Source organism: Serratia sp. 506_PEND, assembly GCF_001076875.1.
Classification (GTDB): Bacteria; Pseudomonadota; Gammaproteobacteria; order Enterobacterales; family Enterobacteriaceae; genus Serratia; species Serratia marcescens.
Genome location: NZ_JVEL01000036.1, coordinates 1 through 14,048, shown reverse-complemented (window position 1 = coordinate 14,048; position 14,048 = coordinate 1). Strand labels below are relative to the sequence as shown.

Here is a 14,048-nt window from a genome sequence, read left to right as displayed (position 1 = left end):
TTATAGCGACAAGTCCTGTAGCCGCTCAGACAACGGTTCCTGAGTCGACTGTTCAGCGTCAATATCATCCTTGACTTGTTGATACCAGGTCTGTTCATCCCACAGTTCAAACTTGTTGAACTGACCGACCAGCATCACTTCTTTCGTGAGCCCGGCGTGTTGCCGCAGCGTACTGGCTAACAGCAAACGACCGGCACTATCCATCTGACACTCACTGGCATGCCCCAGCAGCAGGCGCTGAACGCGGCGCTCGGCGGGATTCATGCTCGACAGACGTGATAATTTTTGTTCAATAATTTCCCATTCGGGCAAAGGATAAAGCAGCAGGCAGGGCTGATGGAGGTCAATGGTACAGACCATTTGGCCTTGCGATTCCTCGTTGAGCAATTCCCGATATCGGGTAGGTACGGCGAGCCGCCCTTTGCTGTCGAGGTTGACCATCGTCGCTCCACGGAACATTCCTGAGCTACCCCTTAGTGACCGTTTTCACCACTTTACCCCACAAATTCCCACACAATGGAGTTTACGGAGGGTATGAAAACCTTGTCAAGCCAGAGCGCCAGCGCTTTGGCAATATTTCTCTGGTCATTTTGGGAGCTGACTCGCGAAAGAAACTCTGATTATTCGACGATTAAAAATTAACACCATGATAAACGGAGAGAATTTTCTAAGCGGAAAGAATCTGATTAAAAACCTGACGAACTGGCGATTAATTAACTCATTACTTCCTTCTGCAAGCCATGTCTCATTTTTCAGCTCGGCAATCTCAGGGCTGTAACCGCTGGCGAGCCGCGCCCGCCAAGGCTCGGCGCCAGGCGAACCGATCGCGGAATAAGGCCATAACCCTTTGAGTTAATAACGCTCAATCGTTATTCACCGTAAAGCCGGGCGCTATTTTACTTCAATTTGCGCCGCCGTGATGAGGGCGCGATAAAAATAAATGGCTCGGATATTACGAGCAGAAGTAATTTCGATTCAAATCAATTTGGTAAGATTATTCCCAAAATACCTGTTTACAATTATGGTTTCATTTTCTTACACCTTTATTTCCACAATTTTTGCCGGAAAAAATCCCCTTCAAAAACGAAAAATCGCAACCTTATGTTTTTAATCGATTTATTTAAAAACGCCGATTTTAATCTCTCCGCCCCATCCTATGCCCCAGTTCTACGGGACAAAAAGCGAACAAATGTTAAAAATAAAAATATAAACCTAGTTAAAAAAGACAATTCAGATTAGTACACTATAAAAAAGGCAAAAACCAGCCTTAACATCCAACAATTAATAAATTAACAGAATTTTAACCAAAGGGGATGACGCATGCTTTCGCCCGCGACTCACTGGCGTAGCGCCGCTGCCGATACGTTCGCACTGGTGGTGTACTGCTTTATCGCCGGCATGGCGATAGAAGTATTGATCTCAGGCATGAGCTTCCAGCAATCCCTCTCTTCGCGCCTGCTGTCGATCCCGGTCAACATCCTGATCGCCTGGCCTTACGGCCGCTATCGCGATCTGTTTATCCGCACGGCGCGCCGCTGCCCGCGCGGCCAGTTCCTGCTGCGCAACCTCGCCGATCTGCTGGCCTACGTCAGCTTCCAGTCGCCGGTTTATGCCGCCATTCTATGGAGCGTAGGCGCCGACGGCCAACAAATGCTGGCGGCGGTAACCAGCAATGCGCTGGTCTCCATGGCGATGGGCGTGGTGTATGGCTATTTCCTGGAATACTGCCGGCGGCTGTTCCGGGTGGCGGACTACGTCTAAACCAGGAGCCCGCCAACGCGGGGGCTCCTGCTAGGCAAACTACTTGCGGCTCAGGCTGCCGCGGCGGAACAGATTGCGGCGAATACGCGTCAATCCCGGCTTGGGTTTACGCGGTTCGTCCAGGCTGGCCAACACCAGCTCCAGCACGCGTTCGGCCACGTCACGATGGCGCTGCGCCACCGCGAGCACCGGGCACTCCAGGAAATCCAACAGTTCATGGTCGCCGAAGGTGGCAATCGCCAGATCGGTCGGCAAACGGCCGCGTTGCTTCAGCGTCACGTCCATCACGCCCTGCAACAGCGAGAACGAGGTGGTGAACAGCGCCTGCGGCATCGGGTGCGTCTTCAGCCATTCGGCAAACAGCGCGCCGGCGGCTTCACGCTCATAGCTGTTGGCATACAGGTAATCGACGTGGCGGGGATCCTCTTGCCAGGCCCGGCGGAAGCCCTGCTCACGCAGGAAGCTGACCGAAAGCTCCGGCAAGGCGCCCAGATACAGCACCGATTCAGCCGGGAAGGTGCGCAGCTCCTGCGCCAGCGCAAAGGCATCTTCCTCGTCGGCCCCGACGACGCTGATGAAATGTTCGCGATCCAACGCGCGGTCCAGCGCGATGATCGGCAGCGGATCGTTGGCCCAGCGTTGATAGAAGGGGTGCTCCGGCGGCAAGGCGGTGGAAACGATGATGGCGTCCACCTGACGCTGCAGCAAATGCTCGATACAGCGCATTTCGTTGTCCGGCTGATCTTCGGAACAGGCGATCAGCAATTGATAACCACGCTGGCGCGCCTGACGCTCCAGGTAGTTGGCGATACGGGTATAGCTGGTATTTTCCAGATCCGGGATCACCAGGCCGATAGAACGGGTGCGCCCGGCGCGCAGCCCTGCCGCGACGGCATTCGGGTGATAGTTGTGCTCCCTAACCACGGCCATCACTTTCTCGACGGTTTTATCGCTGACACGATACTGCTTCGCCTTGCCGTTGATGACATAACTGGCCGTCGTGCGCGAAACGCCCGCGAGACGCGCGATTTCATCCAGTTTCACATTAACCCCTTAATGACGCTGAAAATAGAAGTGAAGGCTGTGCTCGGATTAACCATGGCATCCCGTACGGTTATTCAATCCAGCCTCTGCGATCTAACAGCAGAAAACACTACCTAGCAACCGCTTTTGCCGAAAGGTGCCAGCAATCGGGCAAAAAATACCGAAAAACAAAGGGCGCAGCCACGCCGCGCCCCGAATTATTCGCCGCCAGACCACGCTCAGCGCATGATTTTGTCGCCGCGCGACACGCCGACCACGCCGGAACGCGCCACTTCCACGATCTCCGCCACTTCACGCACCGCGCTCAGGAAGGCGTCCAGTTTATCGCTGGTGCCGGCCAGCTGCACCGTATACAGCGTCGCCGTCACATCAACGATCTGGCCGCGGAAAATGTCGGCGCAGCGCTTCACCTCTTCACGGCCGTAGCCGCTGGCCTGCAGCTTCACCAGCATGATCTCGCGCTCGACGTGGGCGCCCTGCACCAGCTCGCTAACGCGCAGCACGTCCACCAGCTTGTGCAACTGCTTCTCAATCTGCTCCAGCACTTTCTCGTCGCCGACGGTCTGGATAGTCATGCGCGACAGCGTCGGATCGTCGGTCGGCGCCACCGTCAGGCTCTCGATGTTGTAACCGCGCTGGGAGAACAACCCCACCACGCGCGAGAGGGCGCCGGATTCGTTTTCCAGCAAGACAGATAAAATACGGCGCATGGTCAGGTCCTCTCCGTTTTGCTAAGCCACATTTCGTCCATGCTTCCGCCGCGGATCTGCATCGGGTAAACATGTTCGGTTTCATCGACGGTCACGTCGACGAACACCAGCCGCTCTTTTTCCGCCAGCGCCTGCGCCAGCTTGCTTTCCAGCTCATCCGGCGTGCGGATGGCGATGCCGACATGGCCGTAAGCCTCGGCCAGCTTGACGAAGTCCGGCAGCGAATCCATGTAAGACTGCGAGTGGCGGCCGGAATAAATCATGTCCTGCCACTGCTTGACCATGCCCAGATAGCGGTTGTTGAGGTTCACCACCACCACCGGCAGGTTATATTGCAGCGCGGTGGACAGCTCCTGAATGTTCATCTGGATGCTGCCGTCGCCGGTGACGCACACCACGGTTTCCTCCGGCAGCGCCAGCTTGACGCCCAATGCCGCCGGCAGGCCGAAGCCCATGGTGCCGAGGCCGCCGGAGTTGATCCAACGGCGCGGTTTGTCGAACGGGTAATAGAGCGCGGCGAACATCTGGTGCTGCCCCACGTCGGAGGTCACATAGGCGTCGCCTTTGGTCAGGCGATGCAGGGTTTCGATCACCGCCTGCGGCTTGATGGTGCCGCTGTTTTTGTCGTACCCCAAACAGTCGCGGGCGCGCCACTGTTCAATAGACTGCCACCAATCGCGCAACGCATCGTGATCCTGCGCCTTGTCATCCTGCGCCAACAGCTCCAGCATCTGCACCAACACCTGTTTGGCATCGCCGACGATCGGAATATCGGCATCCACCGTTTTGGAGATCGAGGTCGGATCGATATCGATATGCAGCACGGTGGCATCCGGGCAGTATTTGGCCAGATTGTTGGTCGTGCGATCGTCGAAACGCACGCCGACCGCAAAGATCACGTCGGCATGGTGCATGGTTTTGTTGGCTTCATAAGTGCCGTGCATACCGAGCATGCCGACACTCTGGCGATGGGTGCCGGGGAAAGCGCCCAGTCCCATCAGGCTGCTGGTCACCGGCAGGTTCAGCTGCTCCGCCAACGCCAGCAGTTCGGCTTCGCAACCGGCGTTGATCGCGCCGCCGCCGACATACATCACCGGCTTCTTGGCCGCCAGGATGGTTTGCAACGCGCGTTTGATTTGCCCGCGATGGCCCTGCACCGTCGGGTTATAAGAACGCATGCTCACGTCCTGCGGGTAGGCATAAGGCATCCGCACCGCCGGGCCGACGATGTCTTTCGGCAGATCGATCACCACCGGGCCGGGGCGGCCGCTGGAGGCCAGGTAAAAGGCCTTCTTCAACACCGCCGGGATGTCTTCGGTGCGTTTTACCAGGAAGCTGTGTTTCACCACCGGCCGAGAAATCCCCACCATATCGCACTCCTGAAAGGCGTCGTAGCCGATCAGCGAGCTGGGCACCTGCCCCGACAGGACGACCATCGGGATCGAGTCCATATAAGCGGTAGCGATACCGGTAATGGCGTTGGTGGCGCCGGGGCCGGACGTCACCAGCACCACGCCCACTTCGCCGGTGGCGCGCGCGTAACCGTCGGCCATGTGCACCGCACCTTGCTCGTGGCGCACCAGAATATGATCGATCCCTCCGACCGTATGCAGGGCGTCGTAGATATCGAGCACCGCCCCGCCGGGGTAGCCGAATACATGTTTAACGCCCTGATCGATCAACGATCGGACGACCATCTCGGCTCCTGACAACATCTCCATGGGTTTGCCTCCAGGCTTGCTTATTCTTCTCTGGCGCCGGAACGTAGCGCCTGCTGCGGGGCAATGCCCCTAAATTTTTATGGGTTGTCGCTATCGAATTAACATAACGTCAGAATATGGGGCAGGCAAACGGCAAAATGGCTTAACGGCGGCGGGGTTATTGCCAAGCGGCTGGAGATCGCAGCTTTATAAAAACAATGCGCTAGCCTCAGGGGTGTTGGGCTAGGCATTGTTTCGAACAGGAGGAAAATTACAGAACTAAATCAGGTGAAGGATATGCCGCTTTTTTCGCCGGGCACATGGCCCGGCGGCGGCGTCAGGCCTGTTCCCGGTACATAGAGTCGATTTCGCGCTGATAGCGCTGCAGGATCACTTTGCGGCGCAGCTTCAGGGTTGGCGTCAGCTCCCCCAACTCCATGGAAAAAGCCGCCGGCAGCAGAGTGAACTTCTTCACCTGTTCGAAGCGCGCCAGCTCCTTTTGCATCTCGCGCAGGCGCTTTTCGAACATCGCGAGAATCTCGCCGTTGCGCAGCAGCTCCAGGCGATCCTGATACTTCAGGTTGACTGACTTCGCGTACTCTTCCAGCGACTCAAAGCACGGCACGATCAGCGCGGAAACGAACTTGCGCGCATCGGCGATGATCGCCACCTGCTCGATAAAGCGGTCCTGCGCCAACGTGCCTTCCAGCATCTGCGGCGCGATGTATTTGCCGCCGGAGGTTTTCATCAAATCCTTAAGGCGCTCGGTGATGAACAGATTGCCCTCTTCATCGATCGCCCCAGCGTCGCCGGTTTTCAGCCAGCCGTCTGCGGTAAAGGTCGCGGCGGTTTCCAACGGTTTGTTGAAATAGCCGCGCATCACGATCGGCCCGCGCACCTGAATTTCATTTTCTTCACCGATGCGCACCTCGACCTGCGGCAGCGGTTTACCGATAGAGCCGAAGCGGAAATGCCCTTCTTCCCAGCAGGACACGGTCGCACAGGTTTCGGTCATGCCGTAACCGTACTTGATGTTGACGCCCATCGCCTGGAAAAACAGGATCACATTGTCATCCAGCTTGGCGCCCGCCGCCGGCAGGAAGCGCACCCGACCGCCGAGGATACCGCGCAGCTTGCTCAATACCAGCTTGTCGGCCCAGCGGTGAGAGAGTTCGAACAGTTTGCCCAACGGTTTGCCGGCCCGCTCTTGCAGGAACTTGCGCTCCCCGCAGACGATCGCCCAGTGGAACAGCGCGCGGCGCAGCCAAGGGGCACGCGCCACTTTTTCATGCACCGCGCTGAAAATCTTCTCGTAGAAACGCGGCACCGCGCACATTAACGTCGGCCGCACCTGCCCCATCGCTTCCCGAACCCAGTCGGTGTTCGGCAGGAAAACGTTCTGCGCGCCGGAATGCATGACAAAGAAGCTCCAGGCACGCTCAAACACGTGCGACAGCGGCAGGAAACTGAGCGACACATCCTCTTCGCCGACCGTCAGTCTCTCATCATGCAGGTAGAGCTGCGCCGCCAGGTTGCGATAATCCAGCATCACCCCTTTCGGCTCGCCGGTGGTGCCCGAGGTATAGATCAGGGTGAAGAGATCCTGCAGGTCGCACTCTTCAATACGCTGCCGACGTTGAGCGATAAAAGCCGCCGGATCGACGGCATGCTCGAAGGCGCTCAGGTGTTGGGCTATCTCGCAATCGCGCAGATCGGCATCCTCGTCGAACACGATAATATGACGCAGTTGCGGACAGACGCCGCGCAGCGCGATGGCGGCGTCCAACTGCGCCTGTTCGCCGACGAACAGGATGCGAATGTCAGCGTCATTGATGACGAAGGCCGCCTGCGCCGGCGTATTGGTGGAATAGAGCGGTACGCTGACGCCACGCAGGTGCAGGATCGCGAGATCGGTCAACGACCAGGCCATCGTGTTATTGGCGAAGATACCGATACGTTCTTGCACTTCGGCGCCCAGCGCCAGCAGCCCGGCGGCAATGCGATCAATGCGGGCAGCCGCCGCTCCCCAGGTCAGTTGAAACTCGCCGTTGGGCGACCATTGGCGAAATGCTGTGCGATCGGCTCGGTGGGTAATTTGATGCTGTATACGATGGATCAAATGGTATTGCAGCAGATTAGTGATCATAGTGCTCTAAGCCTGAAATGAATCATACCGTTAAGCCTGAACGACGCCTTGCGGCCCTCATCTCAGCTTACACGTGTTTACTTTTTTCCGCGCAGTCTACCTACTCTCAGGCAGGGGGAAAAGCGATTTCAGCGTAGAAGTGTGAGCCAAAACTGAAGCCGGCTTTCGCGCTTTCATGGGTTGGACAGAACGGGAAGGAAAAGGTTTGATGGCGGCCATAAAACGCGGCCCGTTCGGGCCGCCACATCGAGTTAGTTTAAAATTCCAACTGGAAAGTAAAAATCAGAATATTAATTTATATTAATTGTTTTCGCTAAATGAACAAATTTACCCTAATAATAAGTTATTCTATCGCCGCAAAACCAAGAAACATCTTAATAAAAACACAGATAGTTCTTAGTTTTTATCATGAGAAAAAAACGCTCAGTTGAATATTATCTTTATATGGCTCCCATCTTTATCGCTTTACTTTGGGTTACCCGCCTCAATCAGGACAGATTTCATCCACTGGTGGCCTTTATCCCGCTCTGAAGATTCATGCCAGGACAGGTAGCAGGTGGCTTTATTATCGTTGCCACATAAAGGAACCGTCTTTATTTTCAACGCCTCCGTCTGCTGTCGCACCAACCAGGCGGGCGCAATCGCCACCATTTCCGTTTGCGACACCATATTCAACACGCTGTAAAGATCCGTGCACTGCTGCGTCACGGCACGCAGCATCGGCTCGTCTAAATAAAAAGGTTTACTGAACGATCCAAAACTTTCCAGGGAAACCGCAGCATGCTGCTCGGCCAGCATGTGCTCCGGCGTCACCTCCTCGCCTATTCTCGGGTGCGCCTGCGCAACCGCCAGCACTAATTCGTCGTCGAACATCGCCAGGCTGCGAAACTCCGCCGACTCGAAACGGCTGTAGCCGATGACAAACTCGACGTCCTGATAACGCAATTGATGTTCAATATTATTGTTAATGTATGACTTTATTTGCAGGTTAAGCTGCGGCGCTATCTGTTTGACGTGATTGATTATCCCGGCGCCCAGACGCAAATCGAGCGGGCTGCACAGCGACAGTGAGAACGCTCGCGTGCTGGTCAGCGGCTCAAACTCAGATCCCGGCAACTCATTCTGCACCAGCTGCAGCGCTTGCCGCACCGGCCCGAACAGCTGCCTGGCCCGCATGGTGGGCTGGATCCCGCGGCCGCAGCGCACGAACAGTTCGTCGTTGAACATCACCTTCAGGCGCGCTACCGCATTGCTCACCGCCGGCTGCGACATCCCTAACGAATTAGCGGCTCGCGTAATATTTTGCATTTGCATCACGGCGTCAAACACCGTCAGTAAATTAAGATCGACGCTGCGCAAATGAATGTCCGCCGGCTCTTTGACCATGGCGATTTCTGAATCATATTCAGCCATATTTCACTCCACTAAATCCTGTGTAGATAATCTAATCCTTATGCTCGACAAACAATGAAACGCCGCATTGTCTTATCTTTGCACGACAAATTCTGCCATTACCGTCATCAACCGATAAAAAAACCTCGTGTTATCGACACGATATAAGTCGTATATGGAATACATGTCAGCAGCTTCCCCCGTCAGCGAGAAGAATGCCACCTGGGTAGTACTAATAATTAGGTATCAACAATGATTAATACAATTGAACAACGTCGCCGCACTGTATGAGACAAACTATAAAAACACATCATAAGCAATCAAACCATCTAAAAACACCGCTCACTTTGTGTAAAAACGCATTATTTTGTTATATTATGACTAAAACAATCAATTATTCATATGAGTTCAATTTAAACCATTTGTATTGAAAATGTTATTTCATTGCTCCCCGTGATTAATCCCTCTTGTTTTTTTCATCACAAATCTTAACGCAACGAAATCCAGAAGCAATTAGCGCAGTATATATTCGATTCGTTTATGCTAAGCAGCACGCAAACTGGTCCCATTTTTTTCTCTAAGGCGTCGTTTTTTTGCCGAATGATCCTCTGTTTAGCTAATGGGCTGATACATTGTCCCCGCATTCAATCAGGTGTTGACATCGCCAGGCCAATCACGTATCAAATTAGGCAGACACCCAATTTAAGAGAAGCTGAACCCTTATGATCCGTACTCACCGTCTACTAGGCCTACTACTTAACGCATCTTGTTTGCGCGGTATGCCTATGGACGAAGTTCGGAACTGACTCAGCCGATCACCCATAAGAAACCCGCGCTACTGCGCGGGTTTTTTTTTGCCCGCTTAGCGTGAAATCAACACGATAAGGAATGCACCGATGAGCCAACAAGTCATTATTTTCGATACCACGCTGCGTGATGGCGAGCAGGCGCTGCAGGCCAGCCTGAGCGTAAAAGAGAAGATTCAGATTGCGCTGGCGCTGGAAAGAATGGGCGTTGACGTGATGGAAGTCGGCTTCCCGGTCTCTTCGCCGGGCGACTTCGAGTCGGTGCAAACCATCGCGCGCCAGATCAAAAACAGCCGCGTCTGCGGCCTGGCCCGCTGCGTGGACAAAGACATTGACGTGGCCGCCGAAGCGCTGCGCGTCGCCGAAGCGTTCCGCATCCACGTATTCCTGGCCACCTCGACCCTGCACATCGAATCGAAGCTGAAGCGCTCGTTCGACGAAGTGCTGGAGATGGCGGTGCGCTCGGTAAAACGCGCCCGCAACTACACCGACGACGTGGAGTTCTCCTGTGAAGACGCCGGCCGCACGCCGATCGACAATCTGTGTCGCGTGGTTGAAGCCGCCATCAACGCCGGCGCCACCACCATCAATATCCCGGACACCGTCGGCTACACCACGCCGAACCAGTTCGGCGGCATCATCACTACCCTGTATGACCGCGTGCCGAACATCGACAAAGCCATCATCTCCGTGCACTGCCACGACGATTTGGGCATGGCGGTCGGCAACTCCATCGCCGCGGTGCAGGCCGGCGCCCGCCAGGTGGAAGGCACCCTGAACGGCATTGGTGAACGCGCCGGCAACTGTTCGCTGGAAGAAGTAATCATGGCGATTAAAGTGCGCCAGGACATCATGAACGTGCACACCAACATCAATCACCAGGAAATCTTCCGCACCAGCCAGATCGTCAGCCAGCTGTGCAACATGCCGATCCCGGCCAACAAGGCGATCGTCGGCTCCAACGCCTTCGCCCATTCCTCCGGCATTCACCAGGACGGCGTGCTGAAGAACCGCGAAAACTACGAAATCATGACCCCGCAGTCGATCGGCCTGAAAGACGTGCAGTTGAACCTGACCTCCCGCTCCGGCCGCGCGGCGGTGAAACACCGCATGGAAGAGATGGGCTACCAGGAACAGGATTACAACCTGGATAGCCTGTACGCCGCCTTCCTAAAGCTGGCCGACAAAAAGGGCCAGGTATTCGACTACGATCTGGAGGCGCTGGCCTTCATCAACAAACAGCAGGAAGAGCCGGAGCACTTCAGCCTGGGTTACTTCAGCGTGCAGTCCGGCAGCAGCATCATGGCCACCGCCTCGGTGAAACTGATCTGCGGCGGCGAAGAGAAAGCTGAAGCCGCCACCGGCAACGGCCCGGTCGATGCGGTCTATCAGGCGATAAATCGCATCACCGACTACCCGATCGAGCTGGTGAAGTACCAGTTGACCGCCAAGGGCCATGGCCGCGACGCGCTGGGCCAGGTGGATATCGTGGTCTCTTACAACGGCCGCCGCTTCCACGGCGTGGGTCTGGCGACCGACATCGTCGAATCCTCCGCCAAGGCGATGGTGCACGTGTTGAACAATATTTGGCGCTCACAGCAGGTAGAAAAAGAAAAGCAGCGCCTGCAGCAAAACAAACATCAAAATAATCAGGAAACGGTGTGAACATGACGAAGACTTATCACATTGCCGTCTTGCCCGGAGACGGCATCGGCCCGGAAGTAATGGCTCAGGCGCGCAAAGTGTTGGACGCGGTGCGTCAACGCTTTGACATTCGCATCACCACCGCCGAGTACGACGTCGGCGGCATCGCCATCGATCGCCACGGCAGCCCGCTGCCGGCGGCGACCGTCGCCGGCTGCGAGCAGGCCGACGCCATCCTGTTCGGCTCGGTGGGCGGCCCGAAATGGGAACACCTGCCGCCGGCCGAGCAGCCGGAACGCGGCGCGCTGTTGCCGCTGCGCAAGCACTTCAAACTGTTCAGCAACCTGCGCCCGGCGCGCCTGTATCAAGGGTTGGAGGCATTCTGCCCGCTGCGCGCCGACATCGCCGCCCGCGGCTTCGACATTCTGTGCGTGCGCGAATTGACCGGCGGCATCTATTTCGGCCAGCCGAAGGGCCGCGAAGGCCAGGGCATGCAGGAACGCGCCTTCGATACCGAGATGTATCACCGTTTCGAGATTGAACGCATCGCGCGCATCGCCTTCGAATCCGCCCGCAAGCGCCGCCACAAAGTGACGTCGATCGACAAGGCCAACGTGCTGCAAAGCTCCATTCTGTGGCGTGAAGTGGTCAATCAGGTCGCCAAGGATTACCCGGACGTGTCGCTGTCGCACATGTATATCGACAACGCCACCATGCAGTTGATCAAGGATCCGTCCCAGTTCGACGTGCTGCTGTGCTCCAATCTGTTCGGCGACATTCTGTCCGACGAGTGCGCGATGATCACCGGCTCGATGGGCATGCTGCCGTCCGCCAGCCTGAATGAGCAAGGCTTCGGCCTGTACGAACCGGCGGGCGGTTCCGCGCCGGATATTGCAGGCAAAGGCATCGCCAACCCGATTGCGCAGATCCTGTCCGCCACCCTGCTGCTGCGTTACAGCCTGGGCGCCGATGAAGCGGCCGACGCCGTGGAGCGCGCCATCAACCAGGCGCTGGAACAGGGCTACCGCACCGCCGATCTGGCCGGTGACGGCAAAGCCGTCAGCACCGATGAAATGGGCGACATCATCGCCCGCTTTGTAGCTCAGGGGGCATAACATGGCCAAGACCTTATACCAGAAGCTGTACGACGCCCACGTGGTGCACGAAGCGCCGAACGAAACGCCGTTGCTGTATATCGACCGTCACCTGGTGCACGAAGTCACCTCGCCGCAGGCGTTCGACGGCCTGCGCGCCATGGGCCGCAAGGTGCGCCAGCCCGGCAAAACCTTCGCCACCATGGATCACAACGTGTCGACCCAAACCAAAGACATCAACGCCAGCGGCGAAATGGCGCGCATCCAGATGCAGGAGTTGATCAAGAACTGCGCGGAATTCGGCGTTTCGCTGTATGACCTGAATCACCCGTTCCAGGGCATCGTGCACGTGATCGGGCCTGAGCAAGGCATGACGCTGCCGGGCATGACCATCGTCTGCGGCGACTCGCACACCGCCACCCACGGCGCTTTCGGCTCGTTGGCGTTCGGCATCGGCACTTCCGAAGTGGAACACGTGCTGGCGACCCAGACCCTGAAACAGGGCCGCGCCAAGACCATGAAGATTGAAGTCACCGGCGACGCCGCCGAGGGCATCACCGCCAAAGACATCGTGCTGGCAGTGATCGGCAAAACCGGCAGCGCCGGCGGCACCGGCCACGTGGTGGAGTTCTGCGGCAAGGCGATCGAAGCGTTGAGCATGGAAGGCCGCATGACCCTGTGCAACATGGCGATCGAAATGGGTGCCAAAGCCGGGTTGGTCGCGCCGGACGACACCACCTTCGCCTACCTGAAGGGGCGTCAGTTCGCACCGACCGGCGAAAACTGGGAGCAGGCGGTCGCCTATTGGCGCACGCTGAAGTCCGACGCCGACGCCCAGTTCGATACCGTGGTGACGCTGCGCGCCGAAGAGATCGCGCCGCAGGTCACCTGGGGCACCAATCCCGGCCAAGTGATCGCCGTCAATCAGGCGATCCCGGCGCCGGAATCGTTCAGCGATCCGGTCGAGCGCGCCTCCGCTGAGAAAGCGCTGGCCTACATGGATTTGAAGCCGGGCATCAAATTGACCGACGTGCCGATCGACAAAGTGTTCATCGGCTCCTGCACCAACTCACGCATCGAAGATCTGCGCGCGGCGGCGGCTATCGCCAAGGGGCGCAAGGTCGCCAGCGGCGTGCAGGCCATCGTGGTGCCGGGATCCGGCCCGGTGAAGGCCCAGGCGGAAGCCGAAGGGTTGGACAAAATCTTTATCGAAGCCGGTTTCGAATGGCGTTTGCCGGGTTGCTCAATGTGTCTGGCGATGAACAACGACCGTCTGAATCCGGGCGAGCGCTGCGCGTCCACCAGCAACCGTAACTTCGAAGGGCGTCAGGGCCGCGGCGGGCGCACCCACCTGGTCAGCCCGGCGATGGCCGCCGCGGCCGCCGTCGCCGGTCACTTCGCCGACATCCGTGATATTCACTAAGGGGCTAACGTGGCTAAATTTACTCAACATACCGGCTTAGTGGTGCCTTTGGATGCGGCCAACGTCGACACCGACGCCATTATTCCCAAGCAGTTTTTACAGAAGGTCACCCGCACCGGTTTCGGCCAGCACCTGTTCAACGACTGGCGCTTCCTCGACGACGCCGGCCAGCAACCGAACCCGGCGTTCGTGCTGAACAAACCGCGCTATAAAGGCGCCAGCATCCTGTTGGCGCGCGAAAACTTCGGCTGCGGCTCTTCGCGCGAACACGCCCCCTGGGCGCTGACCGACTACGGGTTCAAAGTGGTGATCGCGCCGAGCTTCGCCG

Annotated in this window: 11 protein-coding genes; 5 read left to right on the top strand and 6 right to left on the bottom strand. The window is 57.1% G+C overall.

The features are described from left to right. Nucleotides 1-459, bottom strand: a complete 459-nt coding sequence (mraZ, locus tag ADK28_RS01000) for a division/cell wall cluster transcriptional repressor MraZ (protein ID WP_004932796.1) — start codon at nt 457-459, stop codon at nt 1-3. A gap of 861 nt (nt 460-1,320) precedes the next feature. Here mraZ and ADK28_RS00995 point away from each other — a divergent pair. Further along, nucleotides 1,321-1,761: an L-alanine exporter AlaE gene (locus ADK28_RS00995; RefSeq protein WP_004932798.1), complete on the top strand. Its 441-nt coding sequence runs from the start codon at nt 1,321-1,323 to the stop codon at nt 1,759-1,761. Nucleotides 1,762-1,800: 39 nt separating this feature from the next. Here ADK28_RS00995 and cra read toward each other — a convergent pair whose 3' ends face one another. From cra to leuO, 5 genes are all read right to left on the bottom strand, one after another. Beyond that, nucleotides 1,801-2,805, bottom strand: a complete 1,005-nt coding sequence (cra, locus tag ADK28_RS00990; RefSeq protein ID WP_016929094.1) for a catabolite repressor/activator — start codon at nt 2,803-2,805, stop codon at nt 1,801-1,803. 218 nt (nt 2,806-3,023) lie between these two features. Next, nucleotides 3,024-3,515 carry an acetolactate synthase small subunit gene (gene ilvN, locus ADK28_RS00985; protein WP_004932806.1) on the bottom strand — a complete coding sequence of 164 codons (492 nt, stop codon included), beginning with the start codon at nt 3,513-3,515 and terminating at the stop codon, nt 3,024-3,026. Nucleotides 3,516-3,517: 2 nt separating this feature from the next. Continuing rightward, nucleotides 3,518-5,236 (bottom strand): acetolactate synthase 3 large subunit, encoded by a 1,719-nt coding sequence (gene ilvI, locus ADK28_RS00980; RefSeq protein ID WP_033641254.1) that lies wholly within the window; start codon nt 5,234-5,236, stop codon nt 3,518-3,520. Between the two features lie 316 nt (nt 5,237-5,552). Continuing rightward, nucleotides 5,553-7,361: an AMP-dependent synthetase/ligase gene (locus ADK28_RS00975; RefSeq protein WP_033641253.1), complete on the bottom strand. Its 1,809-nt coding sequence runs from the start codon at nt 7,359-7,361 to the stop codon at nt 5,553-5,555. Nucleotides 7,362-7,826: 465 nt separating this feature from the next. Beyond that, the gene (gene leuO, locus ADK28_RS00970) at nt 7,827-8,774 is read right to left on the bottom strand and encodes a transcriptional regulator LeuO (RefSeq protein WP_048794653.1); all 948 of its coding nucleotides are present in this window, start codon (nt 8,772-8,774) and stop codon (nt 7,827-7,829) included. Between the two features lie 875 nt (nt 8,775-9,649). On the opposite strand from leuO, the gene leuA reads away from it, so the two are divergent. The 4 genes from leuA to leuD all read left to right on the top strand — a co-directional run. Then, on the top strand, nt 9,650-11,224 hold the full coding sequence (leuA, locus tag ADK28_RS00965) for a 2-isopropylmalate synthase (protein ID WP_016929098.1): 1,575 nt from the start codon (nt 9,650-9,652) through the stop codon (nt 11,222-11,224). 2 nt (nt 11,225-11,226) lie between these two features. Further along, nucleotides 11,227-12,318 carry a 3-isopropylmalate dehydrogenase gene (leuB, locus tag ADK28_RS00960; RefSeq protein WP_048794652.1) on the top strand — a complete coding sequence of 364 codons (1,092 nt, stop codon included), beginning with the start codon at nt 11,227-11,229 and terminating at the stop codon, nt 12,316-12,318. A 1-nt stretch (nt 12,319) separates the two neighbouring features. Next, nucleotides 12,320-13,720 (top strand): 3-isopropylmalate dehydratase large subunit, encoded by a 1,401-nt coding sequence (leuC, locus tag ADK28_RS00955; protein ID WP_033637093.1) that lies wholly within the window; start codon nt 12,320-12,322, stop codon nt 13,718-13,720. Nucleotides 13,721-13,729: 9 nt separating this feature from the next. After that, a partial coding sequence (leuD, locus tag ADK28_RS00950) for a 3-isopropylmalate dehydratase small subunit (RefSeq protein WP_048794667.1) occupies nt 13,730-14,048 on the top strand: 319 nt, incomplete at its 3' end.

What these genes read in the sequence shown, in the direction of transcription:
- mraZ (WP_004932796.1), bottom strand. Translation starts at nt 459, where the DNA reads ATGTTCCGTGGAGCGACGATGGTCAACCTCGACAGCAAAGGGCGGCTC.
- ilvI (WP_033641254.1), bottom strand. Translation starts at nt 5,236, where the DNA reads ATGGAGATGTTGTCAGGAGCCGAGATGGTCGTCCGATCGTTGATCGAT.
- leuO (WP_048794653.1), bottom strand. Translation starts at nt 8,774, where the DNA reads ATGGCTGAATATGATTCAGAAATCGCCATGGTCAAAGAGCCGGCGGAC.
- ADK28_RS00995 (WP_004932798.1), top strand. Translation starts at nt 1,321, where the DNA reads ATGCTTTCGCCCGCGACTCACTGGCGTAGCGCCGCTGCCGATACGTTC.
- leuC (WP_033637093.1), top strand. Translation starts at nt 12,320, where the DNA reads ATGGCCAAGACCTTATACCAGAAGCTGTACGACGCCCACGTGGTGCAC.
- ilvN (WP_004932806.1), bottom strand. Translation starts at nt 3,515, where the DNA reads ATGCGCCGTATTTTATCTGTCTTGCTGGAAAACGAATCCGGCGCCCTC.
- ADK28_RS00975 (WP_033641253.1), bottom strand. Translation starts at nt 7,361, where the DNA reads ATGATCACTAATCTGCTGCAATACCATTTGATCCATCGTATACAGCAT.
- leuB (WP_048794652.1), top strand. Translation starts at nt 11,227, where the DNA reads ATGACGAAGACTTATCACATTGCCGTCTTGCCCGGAGACGGCATCGGC.
- leuA (WP_016929098.1), top strand. Translation starts at nt 9,650, where the DNA reads ATGAGCCAACAAGTCATTATTTTCGATACCACGCTGCGTGATGGCGAG.